The organism is Chloroflexota bacterium (assembly GCA_016197225.1).
In the GTDB taxonomy this organism is placed as follows: Bacteria; Chloroflexota; Anaerolineae; order Anaerolineales; family VGOW01; genus VGOW01.
Map to the genome: position 1 here is coordinate 1 of JACPWC010000095.1, position 19,415 is coordinate 19,415.

General features: G+C 60.6%; 19 protein-coding genes and 1 pseudogene. 19 read left to right on the forward strand and 1 reads right to left on the reverse strand.

Features of this window, described 5'->3' with window-relative positions; translation table 11 throughout:
• The first annotated feature begins 158 nt into the window (after positions 1-158).
• The 9 genes from HYZ49_16265 (at position 159) to add (ending at position 6,917) form a co-directional block, all read left to right on the forward strand.
• Positions 159-1,094, forward strand: coding sequence for an EamA family transporter (locus tag HYZ49_16265; GenBank protein ID MBI3243839.1), 936 nt, complete (start codon positions 159-161; stop codon positions 1,092-1,094).
• A 26-nt stretch (positions 1,095-1,120) separates the two neighbouring features.
• Positions 1,121-1,456, forward strand: coding sequence for a LysR family transcriptional regulator (locus tag HYZ49_16270; GenBank protein ID MBI3243840.1), 336 nt, complete (start codon positions 1,121-1,123; stop codon positions 1,454-1,456).
• A 34-nt stretch (positions 1,457-1,490) separates the two neighbouring features.
• Entirely contained in the window at positions 1,491-2,234 is a 744-nt protein-coding gene (modA, locus tag HYZ49_16275; protein ID MBI3243841.1) for a molybdate ABC transporter substrate-binding protein, read from the forward strand.
• Entirely contained in the window at positions 2,207-3,031 is an 825-nt protein-coding gene (gene modB / locus HYZ49_16280; protein ID MBI3243842.1) for a molybdate ABC transporter permease subunit, read from the forward strand. Before modA ends, modB begins: the two co-directional genes overlap by 28 nt.
• 182 nt (positions 3,032-3,213) lie before the next feature.
• Positions 3,214-3,423, forward strand: coding sequence for a cold shock domain-containing protein (locus tag HYZ49_16285; protein ID MBI3243843.1), 210 nt, complete (start codon positions 3,214-3,216; stop codon positions 3,421-3,423).
• 82 nt (positions 3,424-3,505) lie between these two features.
• Positions 3,506-4,417, forward strand: coding sequence for a substrate-binding domain-containing protein (locus HYZ49_16290; GenBank protein MBI3243844.1), 912 nt, complete (start codon positions 3,506-3,508; stop codon positions 4,415-4,417).
• Positions 4,418-4,506: 89 nt separating this feature from the next.
• Positions 4,507-5,151: an ABC transporter permease gene (locus HYZ49_16295; GenBank protein ID MBI3243845.1), complete on the forward strand. Its 645-nt coding sequence runs from the start codon at positions 4,507-4,509 to the stop codon at positions 5,149-5,151.
• Between the two features lie 24 nt (positions 5,152-5,175).
• The gene (locus tag HYZ49_16300) at positions 5,176-5,895 is read left to right on the forward strand and encodes a phosphate ABC transporter ATP-binding protein (protein MBI3243846.1); all 720 of its coding nucleotides are present in this window, start codon (positions 5,176-5,178) and stop codon (positions 5,893-5,895) included.
• Positions 5,895-6,917, forward strand: coding sequence for an adenosine deaminase (gene add, locus HYZ49_16305; protein MBI3243847.1), 1,023 nt, complete (start codon positions 5,895-5,897; stop codon positions 6,915-6,917). The genes HYZ49_16300 and add overlap by 1 nt, the downstream gene beginning before the upstream one ends.
• On the opposite strand, the gene HYZ49_16310 is transcribed toward add, so the two are convergent.
• The gene (locus tag HYZ49_16310; protein MBI3243848.1) at positions 6,909-8,054 is read right to left on the reverse strand and encodes a M20 family metallopeptidase; all 1,146 of its coding nucleotides are present in this window, start codon (positions 8,052-8,054) and stop codon (positions 6,909-6,911) included. The genes add and HYZ49_16310 overlap by 9 nt on opposite strands.
• Before the next feature lie 202 nt (positions 8,055-8,256).
• On the opposite strand from HYZ49_16310, the gene HYZ49_16315 reads away from it, so the two are divergent.
• The 10 genes and pseudogenes from HYZ49_16315 to HYZ49_16360 all read left to right on the forward strand — a co-directional run bounded on the left by HYZ49_16315 (position 8,257) and on the right by HYZ49_16360 (position 19,378).
• Positions 8,257-9,267: a hypothetical protein gene (locus HYZ49_16315; protein MBI3243849.1), complete on the forward strand. Its 1,011-nt coding sequence runs from the start codon at positions 8,257-8,259 to the stop codon at positions 9,265-9,267.
• Positions 9,268-9,273: 6 nt separating this feature from the next.
• Positions 9,274-9,969 (forward strand): rhomboid family intramembrane serine protease, encoded by a 696-nt coding sequence (locus HYZ49_16320; protein MBI3243850.1) that lies wholly within the window; start codon positions 9,274-9,276, stop codon positions 9,967-9,969.
• Positions 9,970-10,164: 195 nt separating this feature from the next.
• Positions 10,165-12,229: pseudogene (gene glgP, locus HYZ49_16325) on the forward strand (alpha-glucan family phosphorylase).
• Between the two features lie 35 nt (positions 12,230-12,264).
• Positions 12,265-12,774 (forward strand): DUF2179 domain-containing protein, encoded by a 510-nt coding sequence (locus HYZ49_16330; protein MBI3243851.1) that lies wholly within the window; start codon positions 12,265-12,267, stop codon positions 12,772-12,774.
• Between the two features lie 75 nt (positions 12,775-12,849).
• Positions 12,850-13,665, forward strand: a complete 816-nt coding sequence (locus HYZ49_16335) for a ribokinase (GenBank protein ID MBI3243852.1) — start codon at positions 12,850-12,852, stop codon at positions 13,663-13,665.
• Positions 13,666-13,715: 50 nt separating this feature from the next.
• Complete coding sequence (locus tag HYZ49_16340) at positions 13,716-14,483, forward strand: ParA family protein (protein MBI3243853.1); 768 nt, start codon at positions 13,716-13,718, stop codon at positions 14,481-14,483.
• Between the two features lie 34 nt (positions 14,484-14,517).
• Positions 14,518-15,435, forward strand: a complete 918-nt coding sequence (locus HYZ49_16345; protein MBI3243854.1) for a DMT family transporter — start codon at positions 14,518-14,520, stop codon at positions 15,433-15,435.
• Complete coding sequence (locus tag HYZ49_16350; protein MBI3243855.1) at positions 15,419-16,477, forward strand: hypothetical protein; 1,059 nt, start codon at positions 15,419-15,421, stop codon at positions 16,475-16,477. The genes HYZ49_16345 and HYZ49_16350 overlap by 17 nt, the downstream gene beginning before the upstream one ends.
• A gap of 301 nt (positions 16,478-16,778) precedes the next feature.
• Positions 16,779-18,314, forward strand: coding sequence for an FHA domain-containing protein (locus HYZ49_16355; protein MBI3243856.1), 1,536 nt, complete (start codon positions 16,779-16,781; stop codon positions 18,312-18,314).
• 137 nt (positions 18,315-18,451) lie between these two features.
• Complete coding sequence (locus HYZ49_16360) at positions 18,452-19,378, forward strand: hypothetical protein (protein MBI3243857.1); 927 nt, start codon at positions 18,452-18,454, stop codon at positions 19,376-19,378.
• Positions 19,379-19,415: the final 37 nt, after the last annotated feature.

Below are 19,415 nucleotides of genomic sequence, written 5' to 3' on the forward strand. Positions count from 1 at the left end.
TCCGCTGGATGTCCCGGTGCGGAAGTTTCCGAGAAAATTCATGACGGCCAGTTAGTGGCGCTCGGGCTGTTCCAATTTACACCCAATATACCGGGAGCGCAATCGCGCTTTCCGTTGTCGGGTGAGTTGTGCTATTATCGGCCTCACACTCTACCTCTATGACCTCCCATTCCAAAGGCATCCTCATCGCCCTCGCCGGCACTACCGTCTGGGCCACCACCGGCATCTTCATCAGCTACCTCCTCAAGCACTACGATCTCCAGCCGCTCACCCTGGCCTTCTGGCGCGATCTGATCATCGCCCTCGCGCTCCTTCTCATCCTGCGCCTCTGGCAACCGCAAGCCCTCAAAATTTCTCGCCGCGACCTTCCGTTTTTTGTCGTCTACGGCTTCTTCGGCCTCGCCATCTTCAATAGTTTGTGGACATTCAGCGTGCAATTCAACGGCGCCGCGGTGGCTACGGTGCTGGCTTATAGCTCGCCCGCCTTCACCGTCCTGCTGGCCTGGCCCGTTCTCAAAGAGGCCATCACCTCGCGCAAACTCGTTGCCGTCGGGTTGAGTCTTGCCGGGTGCGTGTTTGTCGCCAAAGCCTACTCCGCCGAAGCCTGGCAGGTCAACCCGGTTGGCATTCTCGTCGGCCTCGGCACCGGGCTGGCCTTCGCCTTCTACAACCTGGCCGGGCGCTGGAGTGGCAAACGCTTTGTCAGCCCGTGGACGGTGACGGCTTATGGCTTCCTCTTCGCCGCCATCGGCCTCAGTCTGACCCAGCGGCCTGATACGCTGTTCACCATGAAAGCCTGGGACGGCTGGACGATCCTGATCATTCTCGCCGTCGGGCCGTCACTGATGGGCTTCGGCTTCTACACCCTCAGCCTGCGTTACCTGCAAGCCAGCGTGGCCTCGCTAATCGCCACCCTCGAACCGGCTCTCACCGCCATCATGGCCATCTTTTTGCTGGGCGAGACGCTCAACGAAAAGCAATGGCTGGGCGCGGCCCTGATCTTGGCGGCGGTGATTCTGGTGCAAACAGGCCCGGTTGAAGGTGTGAAACGTGAAACGACAGGCGACAAACGTCAGGTGTCGTTTGACGTTTGACGTTTGTCGTTTTCCGCGCGAAAGCTATGCAACCCAAATTCAACCTCTGGCTCGAAGCCGACGACGAAGTGGTCTTCTCCACCTGGCGGGCGGCCCTGCTCAAAGCCGTCGGCGAAACCGGCTCGATCAGCGCCGCGGCGGCGCAGATGAAAATCCAGTACCGCACTGCCTGGCAGAAGATCAACGAGATGGAAACGCGCCTCGGCCTGAAGCTGGTGGAGACTCAGGTCGGCGGCCACCACGGGGGCGGCGCGACTCTCACCCCCGCCGCGCAGGAATACCTCGACAAGTTCGCCCGCTTCAACGCCGCCGTCGAAAAAACTGTGGAAGCAAAATACCGTGACACGTTTGGCTCCTCATAAAGCTGTCTTCGTGTTCCTTCGTGTGACTTCGTGGATCATATTTCTGGCCGCCTGCGCCGGCCCGGCCTCGTCGCCCAAAACCCTCACCGTCTTTGCCGCCTCCTCAACCCTCAATGCCTTCAACGAGATCGGCAAAGCCTTTGAGGCGGCCAACCCTGGCGTGGCCGTCGTCTTCAACTTTGACGGCTCGCAAAGCTTGCGTACTCAACTGGAGCAGGGGGCTGAAGCCGACGTGTTCGCCTCGGCCAACCAAAGCGAAATGGATGCCCTTGCCACCCAATCTCTAATCTCCAATTCTCAAATCTTCCTCTCCAACGAACTTATCGTCATTCTACCAAACGGCAACCCGGCGAACGTGCAAACGTTGAGCGACCTGGCCCGGCCCGGCCTCTCGTTGGTGTTGGCCGCCGAGGATGTCCCGGCGGGCAACTATGCGCGCCAGGCGTTGGACAACCTTGAAGCCAGCCTCGGCCCCGGCTTCAAAGATCAAGTGCTGGCCAACCTTGTCTCCGAAGAGAACAACGTCAAACAGGTGGTGGCCAAGATTCAACTTGGCGAAGCCGACGCCGGGATCGTTTACAATTCGGACGCTGTGGCAACGCCCAACCTGCAAACGCTGGCCATCCCTGCCGAGTTCAACGTCACCGCCCGGTATCCAATTGCGGTGATGAAGAATGCGCCCAGCCGCGCTCTGGCCGAGGCCTTTGTGGCTTACGTGCTTTCGCCCGACGGGCAGGCGACTCTGAAAAAATGGGGCTTCACCCCGGTCACACCTTGATCCCCGCCTTTCCTCCACGCAGTAAATCAATCTGGTTGCTTATCCTCCCCGGCGGCGTGCTGTTGTGCCTGTTGGCCCTGCCGCTTGTCGCCTTGTTGTGGCGGGCGGCAATGACCGACTTTATGGGTAGCCTCTTTGCCCCTTCTGCCTTCGATGCGCTTCGGGTGAGTTTAGTCACTAGCACTCTCAGCACGCTGTTAGCCATTTTCACCGGCACGCCGCTGGCTTATGCGCTGGCCCGCTGGCGGTTTCGGGGCCGGGCCGGGGTTGAGTTGCTGATTGATTTGCCGGTGGTGTTGCCGCCGGCAGTGGCCGGGCTGGCCCTGCTCATGGCTTTTGGCCGTCGCGGCCTGCTCGGCCCGGCGCTGGGCTTGGTTGGAATCAGCTTGCCCTTCACGATGGCGGCGGTGGTGCTGGCCCAGGCGTTTGTGTCCGCGCCGCTCTACGTCCGCTCGGCCCGGATCGGTTTTGCCGCAATAGACGTTCAACTGGAAGAGGCGGCTTACACCGAGGGCGCAAGCCAGTGGCAGTTGTTCCGCTTCGTCATGTTGCCGCTGGCCGGGCGCGCCCTTCTCAGCGGCGCCATTCTGGCCTGGACGCGGGCGCTGGGCGAGTTCGGGGCGACGATCCTGTTCGCCGGGAATCTTCAGGGCCGCACCCAAACCATGCCGCTGGCGATCTATCTCGGCTTTGAGAGCGATCTGAGTCTGGCTCTGGCCCTCTCGGCCATTTTGCTGGCTGTTTCAATTTTGCTGTTGGCGGTTTTGCGCCGCCTCGAGTCGCAATCACATGCTTGACTCATCACCTTGAGCCTGCTATAGTATCGCTCTGTAGGATGCACGTAAGTTCTTGTTGGTAGTAGTGAGAAAGACAACGGTTCACGGATTTCCTGCCGTGAGCCGTTTTGTTTTGACCGCTCCTAAAGGAACAAACATTGCGTCTAAATTATTTTCTTTTTTGCCATAAGGAGGCAAACACAATGTCAGAGCGTATCACTGGAACGGTCAAATGGTTTAGCAACAGCAAAGGCTACGGCTTCATTGCCCGCGACGGCGGCGAGGACGTTTTCGTCCACTTCTCCGCCATCAAGTCCGAGGGTTTCCGCACCCTCCAGGAAGGCCAGATGGTGGAATTCACCGTCGAGAAAGGCCCGAAGGGCTTGCAGGCTGCCGAAGTTATCCTAAAGTAACCAGACGTTCAACTGCTCAAAACCCCGTCACTCATTTATTGGGTGACGGGGTTTTTTGATTCATCGAGTATAATGTGGCGCTATGATAAAAAATCATAACGAAAAGAATCTCACCCTGCGCCGCCTCCACCTCATTCACCTCTCTCTGTTCATCACCTTCCTTCTCGCCGCCTGCGCCGCCCCGACTCCGGTTCAACCGCCTCAAACCCTTCGTCTTGCCACCACCACTTCTACTGCCGACTCAGGTTTGCTCGACGCCATCCTGTCAGACTTTGAATCGAAGTTCAACGCTAATGTTGAAGTGATTGCCGTTGGCACCGGCCAGGCCCTCGAACTTGGCGCGAACGGCGACGTGGACGTGGTGCTGGTTCACTCGCGGGCGCGCGAAGATGAATTTGTCGCCAATAGCGACGGCGTTAACCGGCTGGACGTGATGTACAACGACTTTATCCTCGTCGGCCCTGCTGACGACCCCGCCGGAGTTGCGGGCCTGGAAGTTGCCGCCGAGGCCTTCGCCAAAATTGCAGAGGCAAATGCTCCGTTTGCCTCGCGTGGAGACGATTCGGGTACGCATACCAAAGAGAAATCCATTTGGAAGAAAGCCAACCTCGAACCCTCGCCCGATTCGGGCTGGTATTTTTCGTTAGGGCAGGGCATGGGCGAAACGCTGTCCTTCGCCAACGAGAAAGGCGCTTATACTTTAACGGATCGGGGCACCTGGCTGTCGCAAAAAGAAAACCTGCCAAACCTGGACGTGATGGTGGGCGGGGCCAGCATTGACGCGAACAAGGACAAAGGCCTGCTCAACCCTTACGGCGTCATCCCCGTCAACCCGGAGAAACACGCCGGCGTCAACTTTGAATTGGCGACTCAGTTTGCCGAATGGATTACGTCTGTTGAAACCCAGCAATCCATCGCCGACTATGGCAAAGACAAGTTCGGCCAGCCGTTGTTCTACCCAAGCTCGGAGGCCTGGAAGACAGCGCACCCATAAATGAATTCACCACAGAGAGCGCGGAGATCACAGAGTCATTGAAAAGTGTCTTCCGTGTTCTCTGTGTGCTCTGTGGTGAAACCTGATAAGTGCTCGCGGATCTTCTTCCTGTCATCACGCTCTCCCTCTATGTTTCCGGCGTCGCGCTGATCATTGCCGCCGTGATCGGCGTGCCGCTGGGCGCATCGTTAGCCCTGCACCCGATTCCGGGCCAACGCCTCATCGAATTATTGATTTACACCGGTATGGGTTTGCCGCCGGTCGTCGTCGGCCTGTTTGTCTATCTGTTGCTCTCGCGGGCCGGGCCGCTGGGCCGGCTAAGCTGGCTCTTCACACCCTCGGCCATGATCGCCGCCCAGGTCATCATTGCCCTGCCGCTCGTCGTCGGTCTCACCCTCTCGGCTGTGCAGAGCGTTGACCCGGCTCTGCGCCTGCAGGTGCGCGCTCTCGGCGCGACTCCGGCGCAAGTGATGTGGACGGTGCTGGCCGAAGCCCGGTCGGGCGTAGTGGCGGCCATCGTCGCCGCCTTCGGCGGCATCATCTCTGAAGTGGGGGCCGTCATGCTGGTGGGCGGCAACATCGAAGGCAGCACCCGTGTGCTCACTACGGCCATCGTCCTCGAAACGCGCAAAGGCAATTTTGAGCTGGCGCTGGCGCTGGGCGGTGTTCTGCTGGCCCTGGCCTTCTTCTCGAATCTACTGCTGGTGCGGCTGTCGGGGCGTAGAGCGAATTGACAATTCGCTCAACAATTTCACCGAATGCCTGATCTCTATCAACTCAACGGCATCAAGCAGAGTTACGCCGGGCGGACGGTTCTGGATGTGGAACGGTTGTCGGTGAGGGCCGGTGAAATCCTGGCCCTCGTCGGGCCGAGCGGCGCCGGCAAATCCACCTTGCTTCGCCTGCTCAATTTTTTGGAGCCGCCTTCAGCCGGAGCCATCCTTTTCGACGGCCAGCCCGTTTCACCTCAACCGCTGTTGTCGTTAGTCCGCCGCGTCACGACCGTCTTTCAACGCCCGCTTCTTCTCAATCGCTCGGTGCGCGATAACGCGGCTTACGGTTTGCAACTGCGCGGCCTGCCTGTTGGTGGCCGGGTGGCTGAAGCATTGGATCGGGTGGGGCTGGCCGGCTTTGCCGGGGAAGCCGCCCACAAGCTCTCCGGCGGCGAGATGCAGAGAGTGGCGCTGGCCCGGGCCCTGGTGCTTCGCCCCGAAGTGCTATTGCTCGACGAGCCGACGGCCAATCTTGATCCGTACAACGTCGGCCTCATCGAATCCATTGTGCGCGAACAAAACACGGTTCACGGCGCCACCATCGTCCTCGTCACCCACAACATCTTTCAAGCCCGGCGGCTGGCGCATCGTGTTGGCTTGCTTCTCGGTGGTAAACTTGTCGAACTCGCACCAACCACCGATTTTTTTGATCGCCCAACCGATTCAAGAACGGCGGCGTTTGTCAAAGGAGAAATGGCTTACTAATGCCCCTCACCTCATTCATCCGCGCCATGCCCAAAGTCGAGCTTCACGTTCACCTCGAAGGCTCGATCCGGCCCGAAACCCTGCTCAAGCTGGCCCGCCGCCACGACGTGGCCCTACCGGCGAACACCGTCGAAGGCTTGCGCCAGTGGTACACCTTTACCGACTTCCCGCACTTCGTGGACATTTATGTGACGATGTCCCGTTGCCTCAAGACGCCCGACGACATCGAACTGATCACCCGCGAATTTCTCATCGGCCAGGCCGAGCAGAACATTGTTCACAGCGAAGTAACCTACACCGCCTACACTCTCTATCAACTTCATCGCCTCCCATTCGACGATCAGTTGGCGGCCATCAACCGGGCGCGAGCCTGGGCGGCGGCGGAACTGAACACGACGATGACTCTGACGATTGACATTGCCCGCGAAGTGAGTCCCGACGACGGACTGATCTCGGCGGACTGGGCCATTCGCGGACTGGGGAACGGGGTGACCGGCTTTGGGCTGGGCGGCAACGAAGTGGGCAACCCGCCGGAGAAGCATAAACCTGCCTTTGACCGGGCGCGGGCCGCCGGGCTGGCCAGCCTGCCTCACGCCGGCGAGACGGTTGGCCCGGAGAGCATCTGGGGCGCGTTGAATTCATTGAAGGCCGAGCGAATCGGCCACGGCGTGCGCTGCCTTGAAGACCCGAAGTTGATTGACGAACTGCGCGCCCGCCAGATTCCGCTGGAGGTGTGCCCGACCAGCAATGTCTGCCTCAAGGTTGCGCCCTCGCTGGCCGAACACCCACTGCCCAAACTGCTTGAAGCGGGCCTCTACGTCACCCTCAACTCCGACGACCCGCCCATGTTCAACACCACGCTCACGGATGAGTGGCTGGCCGCCACCGAAGCGTTTGGCTGGGGCCTGGATGTGATTGAGAAGCTCTCGCTGAACGCGGTGCGGGCGACTTTGTTACCGGCGGATGAGAAGGCGAAGTTGGAGAAGAGGTTTGAAGCCGAAACTCAAATTGGCCTAAAGTGACAGCGCCCACTCACTCAAAATCCCAGCCAGCAAAGCCGTGCGCTCCGGCAGGCTCTTGATGAAGACGTGCTCGCGCTCGGAGTGCGCGCCATTGCCGAGCGGCCCCAAACCGTCGAGCACCGGCACGCCGAGCGGGGCCACAAAGTTGGCGTCCGAGCCGCCGCCCGTGCCGCCTTCGCCAATCGTCAGGCCCAGGTCGGCGGCGATGCGTTGCGCCCTGGCAAACGTGGAAGCGATCAACTCGGTGCGCGGCATCGGCGGGCGGTTCATGCCGCCGGAGAGGGTCAGGGCCGCCCGGCCATTGACCGGCTTGAGCGATTCGATGGCCCGGCAAACGGCCTCGGCGTCGGCAGGCGTCATCACCCGCAAGTCTACTTCGATCAGGCACTCGTCGGGAACCACGTTCGAGCGCGTGCCGCCGCGAATCACGCCCACGTTCACCGTCGTGCCTTTGGCGTAATCGGTGAGTCTTTGCAAAGCCAGCACCTGATGCGCCATCTCCACAATCGCGTTGACTCCGTTTTCGTGGTCGGCTCCGGCATGGGTGGAGCGGCCCCGGATCGAAATGTCGTAGCCGCCGATGCCTTTGCGCCAGGTCTTGAGCGACCCGTCAGGCAAGGCGGGTTCCATGCACAGCACCAGCCCGGCCTCGCCGCCGAGTTTTTCGATCAACGCCCGCGACGAGTTCGAGCCGATCTCTTCATCGGAAGTGAACAGGGCAATGACGGGCCGGGCCGGCAGCTTCGCGTTCTCGCTCAGCGCCCGCAGGGCGGCCAACACCATCACCACGCTTCCCTTCATGTCAATCGCCCCCGGCCCGAACAACTTTCCATTTTCGACTCGGATCGGATTGGCCCGCACCGCGCCCACGTCGTGAACGGTGTCGAGATGGCTCATGATGACGATGGGTTTGCCTGCGCCGCCGCCTAACCGCCCGACAACATGGTCGCCCGTCTCTGTTTGAGAAGCGATTTCCACTCCCGCCCCCAGCGCCTGTAGTTCCTCGGCCACGACCGCGCCCATCCTGTTCACGGCGGCTTTATCGGTGGAAGGGGATTCGACGGCAATATAACGGCGCAACGCCTCAACGAACGAGTCGGCGCGTTCAGCAAAATATGAAATGGGAAGGGCGGTCATGTAGTTGACTCCGAAGGTAAGAAAGTAGAAAGATTGTACCAGCGCCTGTGGATTGCGGTAAGCGTGCAACAACAGCGCCGCTTTGCGCTACAATCACAACCGGCAAGCTTGATGACAAGCATGATATATTAAAACCCGGCGGCGACCCCTGCGCTCTTCACCATTCCAACCTCGCCGCCAGGTTTTTCGACCGCGCCTCAGCATGACCCCCGCCGATTATCTCAAAGAAGCCATCCGTTCAGCCAGAGCCGGCAACCGTGAGCGAGCGATCCTTTTGCTCGAAGACGTGTTGGAGACCGAGCCAAACAATGCCGTCGCCTGGTTCTGGCTCAGCGACGTGGCCGAAGACATCCACGCCCAGATCATGGCCCTCGAACGGGCGCTGGCCATCTCTCCCGACCAACCCAGAGCGATGGCCCGGCTGACCGGCCTCTACGAACAACGCGAGGCCGCCGTGCGGCAGCGACAGAAAACCTTGTTAGCCGAGGCCGAAGCGGCCAAAGCCGCCGGTCGGACTCATGAAGCGCGGGAACTCCTTCTTCAACTTGTTGACGAATACGAGAACAACGAAACCGCCTGGCTCATGTTGAGCGAGATGGTGGACGACGTGAGCGACCAGATTATGGCATTGGAAAACGCCCTGACCGTCAACCCGCAAAACGGCTGGGTCAAGAACAAACTGGCAACGTTGAAGCGCTGGCAAAATGATCCGCTGACGATGGGCGACATGTTTGTGGAGCAGGGCGATCTGGCGCGCGCCGAGTCGGCCTACCTGATGGCGACGGTGAAAGCCAGGACGGTGGTCGGGCAACGCGACGCCGAGCGACGGCTGGCCGACTTGAAACGACTGAAAGAAATCCCCGGCTTCAAAGCGATCAACCCCACGTTGACTCTGGCGCGCCTGACGGTCGGGCCGTCACTGTTATATGGGCTGATGTTGCTCACCCAGGCCGGCCTGGACCCGCTCGGCGCCTCGCCCATTTTTTACGTGGCCGGCTTTGGTGTACTCATCGGCGGCTTTCTGATGGCCAGCGCCTTTGCCACACCGCGCCACCCGATGTGGACGTGGTGGCTGGGGCCGGACGGCGTGAGCCGTTTCTTCCTGCGTCTGCCGATTGGCCTCACCGGCTTTTTCTTTCTGATCATGCCCTTCGCGCTGCTGCTTTGGCAAGCGTGGATTCGGTTGGACGTGTACCGGGCCTCTCTGCGCTAAAAAGATATGCTCCCTCTCAACGACACCGAACCCAATCGCTACAGCCATTTCCCCTTCATGACCATCGCCATTATCTGGATCAATGTCATGGTCATGGGCTTTGAGTTTATTGTTCTTCAAGAGAGCCGCGACGGGTTCCGGCAACTCCTAGACTTATACGGCACAGTGCCTGCGCTGCTCTTGTCGAGCCAGGGCGGAGGGACCTTGTCGTCCATCACCACCATGTTTCTACATGGCGGCCTGCTTCATCTGTTTGGCAACATGCTGGCCCTGTGGGTGTTTGGCCGCCGCGTGGAAGACGCCTGCGGCCCCTGGGGCTTCTTGTTCTTCTACCTGACGTGCGGTTTCCTGGCCAACATTGCTCACGTCATTTTCAGCGCCGACTCGGTCATCCCGGCCATCGGCGCCAGCGGGGCCATTTCGGGCGTAATGGGCGCTTACCTGCTGTTGTTTCCCGGTGGCCGCATCCGCACCCTGGTGTTTCTGTGGATCATTCCCACCTGGCCGAAAATTCGCGCCTTCTTTATCGTCATCTATTTCCTCATCGTCAACATCATTCCAGCCCTGAGCGTGGTGCTCAACAACACCGATTACAACATTGCCTACTGGGCGCACCTCGGCGGCTTCTTTGCCTGTTTCTCCGTCTTCTTCTTCCTTCGCCCCGAAGCCTTTCAGCGCTACTTCAGCAAAGCGCCGGTGTAAGTAAGAGCTTATCCAAAAGACCCTAAGGGCCTTTGTGGCCGTAAATTGCCGTAACCGTGCAAATCCCTGCCAAAGCCTGTACAGCTTTACGCCAAAACCACACCGGCAGACGTGATATAGTAAAATTCATTGGCGGCGACGCTTACAGTCGCCGCTTTGCTTGCCCTTATCTTCTATCGCTCAGGAGACTCCTCAATGCTCAATCAGCCCCAACTCATTCCGGCCAGCGCAATCTCGGGCCTTAATCTCCCGCGTCGCATCCGGCGGCTGGCCGACCTGTCGTACAACGTCTGGTGGACATGGAACCCCGCCGCCGGGCGGCTGTTCTCGCAACTCGACGAGCAACTGTGGCACCGCGTCAACCACAACCCCGTAAAATTCCTGCGCAAGGTCGAACGAAAAAGCCTCAACGCCGCTTTAGCCGACATTAACTATCTCGAAGCCTACGATCGGGTCATCGCCCAGTTCGACGCTTACCTCAATCAACACGACACCTGGTTCGCCGCCAGCTCCCCCGAACTCAAAAACGACGTAGTGGCTTACTTGTCAATGGAATTTGGTTTGCACGAGAGCCTGCCCATCTACGCCGGCGGCCTCGGCGTGCTGTCGGGCGATCATTCCAAAGAAGCGTCCGACATCGGCCTGCCGTTCGTGGGCGTGGGCTTCATTTACCAGCAAGGCTACTTCCGCCAGCACATTACCGAAGACGGCTGGCAGGAAGCCTTCTGGGAAAATCTGGACGTGGCCGACCTGCCGATCAAACCGGCCCAAACGCCAGACGGCGAAGATGTCATCGTCGCCGTCGAACTGCCGGGCCGCCTTGTCCACATCCGGGTGTGGGAGATTCGCGTGGGCCGTGTCCCCTTATTCCTCATGGACACCAGCCTCGACACCAATTCGCCCGCCGACCGCGATCTCACCGCCCGCCTCTATTCCAGCGACCTCGACGTGCGCATCACTCAGGAGATCGTGCTTGGCATCGGCGGCGTGCGCGCCCTGCGAGCCATGAACATCAACCCCAAAGTGTGGCACATGAACGAAGGCCACTCGGCCTTCACCATCCTCGAGCGCATCGCCGAACTGGTGCAAACCGGCGTGAGCTTTGACGACGCCGCCCGCGAAGTGCGGGCCAGCACCGTCTTCACCACCCACACCCCCGTCCCGGCCGGCAACGAGACTTTCCCGCTCTGGCTCATGGAGAAATATTTTCCGCATTACTGGGATCGCATGGGACTCGACCGCGACTCATTCATGGCCCTGGCTAACCTTGATCAACAGTGGGGGCCGACGTTTTCCATGCCCACCCTGGCTCTGCGGTTCAGCGAACGGCGCAACGCCGTGAGCGAACTGCACGGCAAGGTCAGCCGCGACATGTGGCGTACGCTCTGGCCGGGCGCGGCAGAAAACGACGTGCCCATCAGTTCAATCACCAACGGCATTCACACCGGTAGCTGGCTGGCCCGTCGTATGAGGCTGTTGTTTGATCGCAGTCTCGGCCCCGACTGGTACGACCACCTCGACGACCCCGAAACCTGGGACAGCCTCCTCTCGATTCCCGACGAGGAATTGTGGAACGTCCACCGCCACCTCAAACGGCGGCTGCAAATTTTCATGACCAGCCGCGCCCGCGAGTTGTGGCTTACCACCCGCATCCATCCGGTGCAAATCATCGCCGCCGGGGCGCTCATGGATCCCAACGTGCTGACGATTGGCTTTGCCCGCCGCTTCGCCACTTACAAGCGCGCCGGTTTGCTCTTCCGTGACATGAACCGCCTGCTCAAGCTGGTAAACCGGGAAGACATGCCAGTGCAATTTGTCTTTGCCGGCAAGGCCCACCCTGCCGACGACCCCGGCAAGCGTGTGATTCAGGACTTGTACCGCAACATCAAGCGGGCCGAGTTCGCCGGGCGGCTGATGTTCATCGAAGACTACGACCAGAACATTGCCCGCCACATGATTCAGGGCGTGGACGTGTGGCTCAACACACCGCGCCGCCCGCACGAGGCCTCCGGCACCAGCGGCCAGAAGGCGGCCATCAACGGCGTGCTCAATTGCAGTATTCTGGATGGTGCTGGAAAAAGAAATCGCGCCGCTCTTCTACAAGCGCGATGAGCGAGACCTGCCTCGCGATTGGATTCACAAGATGAAGGAGTGCATCGCCACCCTGGCCCCGCTGTTCAGCACCCGGCGCATGCTCAAGGACTACACCAGCCAGATGTACGTTCCGGCGATGAAGGCGGGGATGAAGGTTCAAAGTTAGGCGGACTTCTCCGGCTGCAATCTAAAACTTAACCAGTGGACGCCCTCCTCTCCGCCCTCTTCATCTTCTTCCTCCGTCTGGCCGACATGACGCTCGACACGTTGCGCGTGTTGTTCATGATGCGCGGGCGCAAGTTTGTGGCGGGAGCCATCGGTTTTGCCCAGGCTACCATCTTCGTCATTGCCATTGGCCGCGTCCTCAGCCAGCTCGATAACGTCTGGAACATCGTCGGCTACTCCGGCGGTTTTGCCGCCGGGGTCATCGTGGGCATGATGATCGAAGAGCGGATGGCCCTCGGCTTCGGCCAGATGCGAATCATTTCCTCGACCAAAGGCCAGGCCATTGCCAGCGCCCTGCGCTCCGGCGGCTATGCTGTCACCGAAATGCCGGGCCGGGGCAAGGACGGCGTGGTCAACGTCCTGCTCATCACCGTCCGCCGCAAAGAAGTAGACCAGGTGCAAAAGCTGGTGCTGGGCGCTGACGACTCGGCCTTTATCACTGTCGAAGAAGTGCGGCCTCTGTGGCGGGGTTTCTACGGCGCTTGAGAATTCACAATGCACAATTCACAATGCGCAAATGAAGCCCTAATTGTGAATTGAGCATTACGCATTGAGAATTTTGTGCTTGACTATCTTGCTATCGGCCACATTGCTCAGGACATCACGCCTAACGGCATTCGACTGGGCGGCACGGTTGCCTACGCCGCCCTCACTGCCCACGCGCTCGGCCTGCGAACCGGCGTCGTCACCGCCGCCGCGCCGGGCGCGGTGACCGACGGTCTCGAGCGGCTCACTCTGCATTGCCTTCCCTCGCCACGAAGCACCACCTTTGAAAATAAATACGGCCCGAACGGGCGAACCCAGACTCTGCACGCGCAGGCCGGGCCGTTGACGTTCGACTCGGTTCCCGCCGAGTGGCGGGCCGCGCCCATCGTCCACCTTGCGCCTATCGCCCGCGAAGTGGATGCCGACCTTGCTAATCGCTTTTCGAGCGCGCTCGTCTGCCTCACCCCGCAAGGCTGGATGCGGCAGTGGGACGGGGCAGGGCGAGTATCAAAGTCGAAATGGGAGTCGGCGGAGTCGGCGTTGAAATCGGCGACGGCCACCGTGATCAGCATTGAAGATGTGTCGGGCGACCGGGATTTAATCGAACACTGGGCCGGCATCGCCAATATCTTTGTCGTCACCGAAGGCGGGAACGGGGCCACCGTCTTTCAGCGGGGAAGCCGCTACCATGTCCCTGCCCCGGCTGTGGCCGAAGTGGATGCGACCGGCGCGGGCGACATCTTTGCCGCCTCGTTCTTCGTTCGCTTCTGGCAAACGCGCAACGTGTTAGAATCGGCCCGGTTCGCCGTTGCCCTCGCCAGCGACTCGATCACGCGAGTTGGCATTGACGGAGTGCCTAAACAAGACTCAATATCCAATACTCAATACTGAAAATCAAATATTGAATATTGGGTATTGAGTATTGAGTATTGTGTATTCTTATGGCCCACATCTACACCCTCGTCAACCAAAAAGGCGGCGTCGGCAAGACGACGACGGCCATCAACCTCAGCGCCTACCTGGCCCAACTCGGCCAGCGCGTTTTGCTGGTGGACCTGGACGCGCAAGCCAACGCCACCTCGTGCCTGGGCATTGACAAGCGCAAAGTAGACGCCAGCATCTACGACGTGCTGATGGATGACGTCAAACCTGCCGACGTCATCCTCTTCAACGCCAAACTCAAGATTGCGCTTCTGCCATCCACGCCCGCCCTCTCCGGCGCAGAAGTAGAGCTGGTGAGCGAGATTGGCCGCGAGACGCGCCTCAAGCAAACCCTGGCCTCGCTCAAAAAAGAGTACGACTACATTTTGATTGACTGCCCGCCCTCGCTCAGCCTGCTCACCGTCAACGGCCTCGTCGCCGCCGAAGCGGTCATCATTCCGGTTCAATGCGAGTATCTGGCGCTCGAAGGCCTGGGCCAGTTGGCGCAGACCATCAGCCGGGTGCGCTCGTCGCTCAACACCAGCCTGACCATTCGCGGCCTGGTGATGACCATGTTCGACGCCCGCACCGGCCTCTCGATGCAAGTAGTCGAAGAGGTGCGTAAGCACTTTCCGGGCAAGGTGTTCAAGAACATCATTCCGCGCAGTGTGCGTCTGGCCGAAGCGCCCTCGCACGGAGTTCCTATCTCCGCCTTCGCCGCCAGCTCTGCCGGCGCGCAAGCCTACCACGCCCTGGCCGAAGAACTGCTGAAGGGCGATCAAAAATAAATTCTCTAATTCTCTAATCTCCAACCTCCACCCCATGAAACTCCTCGGCGCTCTCTCCGGTTTGGCCGCCGCTTCGATCTGGGGCGGCATGTACGTGGTGAGCGACGTGGTGCTGGAGACGGTGCCGCCATTCACATTGCTGGTGGCGCGGCTACTGCTGGGCATGATCTCGTTGGCCATTATGGCCGCGCTGATCACGCCGCGAACCGGACGCCGTCACCCGCGAACTTCACTCCTGCCGCTTCTCGGAATTGGCTTTGTCGGCTACGGCCTCTCGCTTGGCTTCCAGTTTTGGGGAACCAAGCTCTCCACTGCCGCCAACGGCGCCCTGATCACGTCGGCGGCCCCGGCCTTCATTGCCGTTTTCGCTTTCTGGCTTCTGCGCGAGTCGCTCACTCCGGCCCGCCTCGCCGCCCTCGTCCTGGCCACGCTCGGAGTCGTCACCGTCGTCTTCGATCTTGAAGCTGTGCGGTTGGGCGCGGACGTGTTGTGGGGCAACGTCGCCTTGTTCGGGGCGGCGGTGACGTGGGGGCTGTACTCGGTGCTGGTGAAGCGGGCGGCGGCGCAGGGGACGCCGACTCTGTCCATCACCGTGATGGCTCCGGCAGGCGGCCTGGCCGTGGCCGTGCCGTTGGCAATTTGGGAGCTTGTTTTTGCGCGAGCGACGATTGGCCGGATCACAACCGGCGTGATTGGCGGCACATTGTTTCTGGGCGTGGTCTGCACGGCGCTGGCCGTGTATCTCTGGAACAAGTCTTTTGAATTGCTCGACACGACGGTGGCCTCTCTGCTGTTTTTTGCCCAGCCTGTCGTCGGCGCGATTCTCAGCGCCTGGTTGCTCAAGGAGCCGCTGGGGGCGCAGTTCTTCGCCGGCGGCGCGATGATTCTTTTGGGCGTTTTGCTGGCTTCGTTGCCCGCAAGGCCGGGCCGGGGAAATGAAACGCCAAACTAAGGCATGGCGGCTGGCCCTGATCATCGCCTGTTTGCTGTTCGGGCTGGGATGGTTCGCGTCGAGCCGTCAGCCTGAGTCATCTCCGACGATCACATTCATTCCCTCAACACCCTCAACATCCGTGAACAAAGTTCCCGTGCCGGAGCAGGGCGCGTATCTTGGGGTGACGATAGACTTCAACGGCGAGAGGTCGGCGCCGGATCAACTGGCCGAGTATCAATCGCTCACCGGCCACTTGCCGGCGATTGGCATGTGGTATGTTGCGGCCTGGGAACCGGAGATGGAAGGGATGCGTCAACTGGTCGAAACCGGCGTCATCCCTTTCATCACTTTTGAGCCGCGTCGCGGATCGTTGGATGACCTGTTGGCCGGGCAACGCGATGATCGCCTGCGAGCGTGGGCGCGGGCGATTCGCGAACTTGGCTCGCCGGTCTTCTTTCGATTCGCGCACGAGATGAACGGCGACTGGTCGCCCTGGAGCGGGGCCAAGAACGGCGGCGGCGGACTGGGCGGCTTTGGCGACCCGGCTCTGCCCGACGGGCCGGAGCGTTACATCGCCGCCTATCGCCACGTTTACAATTTGTTTGCCGACGAGGGCGCGCTCAACGTCAGTTGGGTGTGGAGCCCGAACGTCCTGCACGGCGTGCCGACCGACTCGTGGAACTGGCCTGACAATTATTACCCCGGCGACGATTACGTGGACTGGGTGGGGATGGACGGCTACAACTGGGGAACCGCCCACCCGGCCACGAGCTGGCAATCGTTCGACGAAGTATTTGCCGACTCTTACACCGGTTGGGCCGCGGCGCACGACAAGCCGGTGATGATTGCCGAGTTTGCCTCCACTGAAATGGGCGGCCACAAGGCGCAGTGGATCGCCGACGCCCAAAACTCTCTTGCTTCCAAGTATCCGCTCGTCCGCGCCGTGACCTGGTTCAACCTTGATAAGGAGACCGACTGGCGCATCAACTCTTCGCCCGAAACTCAGGCGGCGTATGCGGCATTTGCGGGCGATCCGTTTTTTGTGCAGGCCGGCCGGTGATTTCCAAGCGCCTGTTTAATAAATGCTCCTCAACCGCGTCCTCGCGGTTGGGAACGCCCGCGAGGACGCGGGCTAATAAGAGTGTCTCACTCGCCATGTCTTTCATCTGGCGCTCGTCGTCGGCAAACCCGACTCGTGGGCACACATTGTGCACGGTGAAGGCGGAGATGCAGGTATGGTCTTCAACTATTACTGGGTTGACCTGACCCCCGGCGCGCCGTTGATGGGCGGGCAGGGGAGGTGGTTGCCCTTAATTTCGGTGGATGCCCCAAGATCAGAATCAGAGTAAAATCTCTCTCCAATGACTTACGCCACTATTCATCTGCGCCTGTCGGACGGGCGGGTGCAGTCCTACAACATCGAACAGCAAATCGTCCTTATCGGGCGCGGGGTGAGCAACGACCTGATCATTCCCGACCGCACCGTTTCGGCCAACCATGCCCGGCTGACATTCAAGAATGGGCGCTTCACTCTGGAAGACTTAGGCTCGACCGGCGGCACGCTGATTGACAACCAGCCGCTCGCGCCCAACGCGCCTTACACCCTCAAAGGCACGGAAGCGATCCGGTTTGGCGGCTCAGACGCCCTGCTCAGTCCGGCCAGCGCGCCGCCGCCGGTGTGGCTCCCGCGCGCGCCGGAGCCGCCGCTGGCCGAAGCCAGGTCCCGTAAGCCCGAAGCGCCGCCCCAGCAAGCGGCGGCTCAACCGCCGCCGCCAACGTCCACCCAGCCCGCGCCGCCGCGCCCCATCATCGTCCGGCTCTCGCCCAAACGCTCGCCGCGCGATTTCACCGTCTCGGTCAACTACATGCAACGCTCGACCGACGACCCGCCGCGCAAAGTGATTCTGGCCGCCAGCGATGACGCCGATCAGTTGACGTTCATCTTCAAGCCGCAAGTGTTCACCCTCAGCCCGGGCGAGAAGAAAACGGCCAACTTGCAGGTGAAAGGCAAGCCGGCCACGTTCAACGTGACGGCGGCCAGCGACAGTTTCATCGCCACCACCAAAGGTGAATTGATTCCGCCCAACCGCGCCATGCTCTGGGTGAGCATCCTGGTGGCGTTTATGATCCTGTGCAGTGGCGGCACGTTTGTCTTTGCCACCTGCCCCACCATTTTCAGTAGCGTGTGTGGCTTTGTGCCCGACAACCCGCTTTCGGCCCCGCTGTCGTCGCCTACGCCTACGCTCACTTTCACGCCGTCGCTCACGCCCTCCACGACGTCAACGACCACGCTCACCTTCACGCCTTCGCTCACGCCGTCCACGACGCCGACAGCCACCTCAACCTCAACGCTTGTGCCCACGCCGAAGTTTGAAAGTGGCTTGCTGACTTACAAGAGCCAGCAGGCCAACGGCACGTTCTCGCTCTTTGCCCTCCCGGCCAGCGGCGGGCCGGTGCTTTTGCTGGCCAACAAGCTCGACCTGCGCGTGCTCGACTACGCGCCCGAACTAAAGCTTTTGGCGGTGGACGTGCTGGACGGCGCTTCGCGCAACTTGTATCTTATTCAAACCGACGGCGTGATCGTGGCCGAGTCGATCAACGACGGCTGGGACTCGATCCGTGACGCCGATTTTTCAGCCGACGGTTCAACCCTGGCTTTGGATGCAATTGTCGGCGGGCAGACTCGATTCTATTTCTACGATGCGGCCGGAGAACTTCGGCAACAGTCGAGTCTGGGCACGCCGACTCGAACGGCGACCGCCACCCTCACCCCGTCCGTCACGCGCACCCCGACCCTGACGCTCACGCCCAGCCTCACCCGCACGCCGACGAACACGGCCACGGCCAGCCGCACGCCATTGCCTACCAATACACCTGCTCCCACGGTGACGCCATGAGAATAGAAGTTGGAAATTGGAAGTTGGAAATTGGAAGCCGGGACACGTTCTACGCTCCGCGCCTCAAGTTTTGCTGCTTACTGCTCACTGTTTACTGCCTACTGCTCGCTTCCTGCGTCCCCGCCGGTGTGGCCGATATGGCCGCCTCTGGAGAACAAATGGCGATTGTGAGCGAGGGCGATCTTTACGTGGTTCCCGGCTCGTCGCCGGAGATCACGTTTTACGCCCGCCGCCCCGACGTTCGTTTTGCGCCCCTGCTCACGCCTGACGGCGAAGCCGTCATCTATGTTGACCAGTTGCATAATTTGATTCGCCAACCGCTCGACGGCTCGGCCCCGATCACCCTGCTCAAGCAGGTGGGCCAGCCCGGGCCGGGCACGGTTGTCTACCTGCCCAGCGACGAGCTGTTGCTGATCGATTCGTCGTTTCAGGCTATCGGCGAGCACTTTGCCAAAGTGCTTGATCCGGTCACCGGCATCGAGCCGCAACCGGCCATCACCGGCATTGACCAGGCGTTTGTCACTGCCAACGCCCTCAAGGTGAAGACGAGCAGTTCGCTCACGAACCCGTTCAACGCGGCCCGCCTTGACGCCAGTGAACCCGGCCAACTCAAAGTGGTCTTCAAGGCCGAGACCTGTTTGATTGCCGAGCAGACCTGTTTGTATTTGTATTCGGCGGAGGCGGAGGGCTTTGTGTTCGTGGAGCAACTGTCGCGCTCGCTCAAGACGGACATTTTGCTTTTGCTGGCCCGCCGCCCGCAAGACGACGTGACCGGCGGCCTGTTGACCAGCGACGGCAAGCACCTGGTTCTGCGCGTGCGTGACGGCTCTCCCATTGGCTCGGCTTTCAGTTTGTATGCCATTGACTTGACGGACAACGACCCGCCCGTGCCGCTCATCAAAGACGCCCTCAAGCGCCCCGACTTCACTATCGCTCCTGAGGGCAACTGGGTGGCTTACGAGCAAGTAACGAACGGCGTTTCCCAGGTGGTACTCTACAACTTCGACACGGGGGCGATCAGTTCGCTGGGCACAGGCGCGTCAGACCCGGAGTGGTGGAAGTAATGTTGTGTGGTAGAGGTCCGGAATTGCTCAATACCAT

Coding starts and splice junctions, on each gene's coding strand:
- HYZ49_16265 (MBI3243839.1), top strand. CDS start 159: ATGACCTCCCATTCCAAAGGCATCCTCATCGCCCTCGCCGGCACTACC.
- HYZ49_16270 (MBI3243840.1), top strand. CDS start 1,121: ATGCAACCCAAATTCAACCTCTGGCTCGAAGCCGACGACGAAGTGGTC.
- modB (MBI3243842.1), top strand. CDS start 2,207: ATGGGGCTTCACCCCGGTCACACCTTGATCCCCGCCTTTCCTCCACGC.
- HYZ49_16285 (MBI3243843.1), top strand. CDS start 3,214: ATGTCAGAGCGTATCACTGGAACGGTCAAATGGTTTAGCAACAGCAAA.
- HYZ49_16290 (MBI3243844.1), top strand. CDS start 3,506: ATGATAAAAAATCATAACGAAAAGAATCTCACCCTGCGCCGCCTCCAC.
- HYZ49_16300 (MBI3243846.1), top strand. CDS start 5,176: ATGCCTGATCTCTATCAACTCAACGGCATCAAGCAGAGTTACGCCGGG.
- add (MBI3243847.1), top strand. CDS start 5,895: ATGCCCCTCACCTCATTCATCCGCGCCATGCCCAAAGTCGAGCTTCAC.
- HYZ49_16310 (MBI3243848.1), bottom strand. CDS start 8,054: ATGACCGCCCTTCCCATTTCATATTTTGCTGAACGCGCCGACTCGTTC.
- HYZ49_16315 (MBI3243849.1), top strand. CDS start 8,257: ATGACCCCCGCCGATTATCTCAAAGAAGCCATCCGTTCAGCCAGAGCC.
- HYZ49_16320 (MBI3243850.1), top strand. CDS start 9,274: ATGCTCCCTCTCAACGACACCGAACCCAATCGCTACAGCCATTTCCCC.
- HYZ49_16340 (MBI3243853.1), top strand. CDS start 13,716: ATGGCCCACATCTACACCCTCGTCAACCAAAAAGGCGGCGTCGGCAAG.
- HYZ49_16345 (MBI3243854.1), top strand. CDS start 14,518: ATGAAACTCCTCGGCGCTCTCTCCGGTTTGGCCGCCGCTTCGATCTGG.
- HYZ49_16350 (MBI3243855.1), top strand. CDS start 15,419: ATGAAACGCCAAACTAAGGCATGGCGGCTGGCCCTGATCATCGCCTGT.
- HYZ49_16355 (MBI3243856.1), top strand. CDS start 16,779: ATGACTTACGCCACTATTCATCTGCGCCTGTCGGACGGGCGGGTGCAG.
- HYZ49_16360 (MBI3243857.1), top strand. CDS start 18,452: ATGGCCGCCTCTGGAGAACAAATGGCGATTGTGAGCGAGGGCGATCTT.